This window comes from Neisseria sp. P0021.S007 (genome assembly GCF_051956855.1).
On the sequence record NZ_JBQCXA010001232.1, the window covers coordinates 1 to 513 of the forward strand.

At 54.6% G+C, this 513-nt stretch carries 1 protein-coding gene and 1 pseudogene; both read right to left on the reverse strand.

Annotated elements, in window-relative coordinates; genetic code table 11:
• Nucleotides 1-189: lipid II flippase MurJ (locus tag ACTHUR_RS18465; protein ID WP_440400219.1), on the reverse strand; the 189-nt coding region annotated here is incomplete at its 3' end.
• 9 nt (nucleotides 190-198) lie between these two features.
• Nucleotides 199-513: pseudogene (locus ACTHUR_RS18470) on the reverse strand (lipid-A-disaccharide synthase); the annotation flags it as partial.

Genomic DNA, 513 nt, shown 5'->3' on the forward strand with positions numbered 1-513 from the left:
GGCTTGGGCAAACGCGCCCTCTGCGAACACGCGCCGCAACAGGTTGGGCAGTTTGAACGCGACAAAAAACGCATCCGTCGCCATGCCTGCACCAAACGCACGGGCGATAATCGTATCGCGCACAAAGCCCAAAATGCGCGACACCATCGTCAGGCTGCCAACCTTGGCCAAGGCTCCCAATAAATTCATGTATTTTCCTTACTTGTCTTTCAGGCCGTCTGAAAATCCGGCTTCTTCCAATACTGCGGCCGCCGCCAATGCCGCCGTATCTTTTTTCAACAGCAGATGCAAGGCGTGGAAATCCTGTTCCAACGCGGCCACGGCCTCAGGGCGGTCATACCAGTCTGCAACGGCCTGCGCCAGTTTTTCAGGGACGGCATCGTGTTGCAGCAGCTCGGGAACGGCGGCTTTACCCAATAGAATATTAGGCAAACCGACATGCGGCACTTTGATTTTGTTTTTCACATACGCATAAGTCAGCGGCGAAAGTTTGTAGCTGATGACCATAGGCCG